Origin of the sequence: uncultured Porphyromonas sp., from assembly GCF_934359325.1 — a bacterium.
Taxonomy (GTDB): Bacteria; Bacteroidota; Bacteroidia; order Bacteroidales; family Porphyromonadaceae; genus Porphyromonas_A.
This window is the reverse complement of sequence record NZ_CAKRLH010000247.1, coordinates 1-2,140: the sequence shown is the minus strand read 5'-3', so window position 1 is coordinate 2,140 and position 2,140 is coordinate 1. Positions and strand designations below refer to the sequence as shown.

The following is a 2,140-nucleotide window of genomic DNA, read 5'->3' as shown; positions in this document are numbered from 1 at the left end:
AGCTACCGATACCGGCGAGACCGACCATCAGTGCGATACCCAGGTAGGCCATTAGAAGTGTAGTAGACATAAATTGATTTACTTATTGAGTTTGTTATTGTTTTGTCAGGAATAATATATCACTTGGAGACCTTCTCCTCGATCGGAGAGTAAGGTGTGCCCCCGCCCTCGTACTCGGAGTTATTGAAGTACTCCACATAGGTCAGTCGAACCGGATGGACAAGCGAGCTGATCATCGTTAGGCAGAAATTGAGTCCGTGACCAAAGGCGAGGATCAGCAGTCCTACCGGGATCGCTGCCCAGATGGGCATAGAGGCGGTGACGGTCTCAGTGAGGGTGTTGAAGACCCCACCGAGGATACCGCCCGTCAGACCGATGGCGAAGAGGCGGATATAGGAGAGGGTATCTCCGAGAAGCCCCGATGCGGTGTTGTATGTGTCCCACAGCCCTTTGCCAAGATTGACAAAGACGTTCTTGCCAGGAGAGTTGAGGAAGAAGACTGCGAAGACACAGAGCCCCACAACGCCCCAGAGGGTGTACTCAACCCACTGCGGTAACTGAATATTGAGAGCAGGTAAGCCGACCACAAGTCCGATGAAGATCACCATAGTCGGCCAGGCGAAGCTGGCGAGCGAGGCGCGGGTGCCGCTCTGGTGTCTCACCTTGAAGGCAGCCACATACTTTGCAAATAGGATCTGGACGAGTCCTAGCGCCAGGGAGATCACCATAAGGTTATCCGACGAAAGGAAGAAGTCCTTGATCGAACTGAGGAAGGGAACCTCAACGAGTGAGATACCAAAGAAGGTACCGGCAAGGAATCCCATCACCACACTGGCTCCGCCGAGCCATTGGAAGAGCTCCAAGTACATCTTGGCACTCTCACCCACCTTGCGCTTAAAGATCGTCGCAAGGATCAGCACCACCAGCCCGTACCCTGCATCTCCCGAGCACATGCCGAAGAAGAGCATGAAGAAGGGTGCGATGAAGGGTGTCGGGTCAAACTCCCAGTAATTAGGGAGCGAGAACATCTTTACCAGAGGCTCAAAGGCCCTGCCGAAGCGACTATTGGAGAGTTTGATGGGCACATCCTCCCCATGGACAATTTCCTCCTGGACGTAGGCGATCCCCTCCTCTGAGAGCGCTGCCTGCATGGCGGCATCCTGCTTGGCGGGGACATAGCCCTCCAGCACCATCAGACGATCATCGTAGAGACGATCAGCCTGGTAGTAGGCATTGTCCATCTGGTAGGTATCGGCGAGGCGAGCCTCCTGCTGATCCAGTATCTGATCGTGGTGAGCGAGGTAGAGCTTGGAGTCCGTCAGGAGCTTCAGATCCTCCTCTAGACTCTGTCTCTCAACCCTCAGCGAGCTAATGGATCGGTCGGGTAGACGGACCTGCTCGGCAAACTCGAGCTCAGGCTCCGGCTCGTCCTCAGAGGTGATGGTGACGAAGTAGGTGGAGCGACCGGCAGTCTGGATAATCTGTGCGTGGTAGAGCTCCTCCCACTCCTTATTGTACCTCTGAGAGAGGACGGTCCAGAAGGTCATATGGACCCCCTTAGCCCTCAGCTTAGAGATCAGAGTCGGATCAAAGTCGCCCCAGTAGGAGAGCTCATGCTCCTGGGACTTTAGGTCAGAGAGGATCCTCGACATTTCCTTGATACGAGAGTCAAGGTCACTGATCTGGCTCCGATATGTGTCGTAGTCCGTCAGGGTATCCTGGGGGAAGTCTATGTGACGGATATCCTCAGGGGTCTGATCCTTCTGTAAGGGATGCTGATCCTTGAGGAAGCCGAGGCTCTTACGCAGATCGGCCAACTCGTCCTGTCGAGCCTTGACCTCTCTGATGCGGTCGAGCTCATTGGGGTCCTTATTCTGTCGGACATGGATCACGCCTAAGGAGCGCAATTTCTGTAGGAACGTCTCGTACTCCGGCTCAAAGACCAGGAACGAGTACTTATTCATCGTCTCTATCATACTATTGCTTCCTTTTCTGATTCTGCCTCCATGGCGTTACGGCGCTTCTCCTTCTCCTCATCGAGATGAGCGCGCATGATCTTCTGAGACGCCTTGGAGAGCGATTCTTCGTCCTCGAGATAGCGCTTGATCTTCAGGATCGCCTCCTTGAGACCGGGGATCTG

The 2,140-nt window shown here is 54.3% G+C and carries 1 protein-coding gene and 1 pseudogene; both read right to left on the bottom strand.

Annotation, left to right across the window (positions count from 1 at the left end; all coding sequences use genetic code 11):
• Positions 1 to 119 precede the first annotated feature (119 nt).
• Entirely contained in the window at positions 120 to 1,964 is a 1,845-nt protein-coding gene (locus Q0F21_RS07420) for a V-type ATPase 116kDa subunit family protein (RefSeq protein ID WP_297238742.1), read from the bottom strand.
• Positions 1,965 to 1,972: 8 nt separating this feature from the next.
• Positions 1,973 to 2,140, bottom strand: a pseudogene (locus Q0F21_RS07415) (V-type ATP synthase subunit D); the annotation flags it as partial.

What these genes read in the sequence shown, in the direction of transcription:
- Q0F21_RS07420 (WP_297238742.1), bottom strand. Translation starts at nt 1,964, where the DNA reads ATGAATAAGTACTCGTTCCTGGTCTTTGAGCCGGAGTACGAGACGTTC.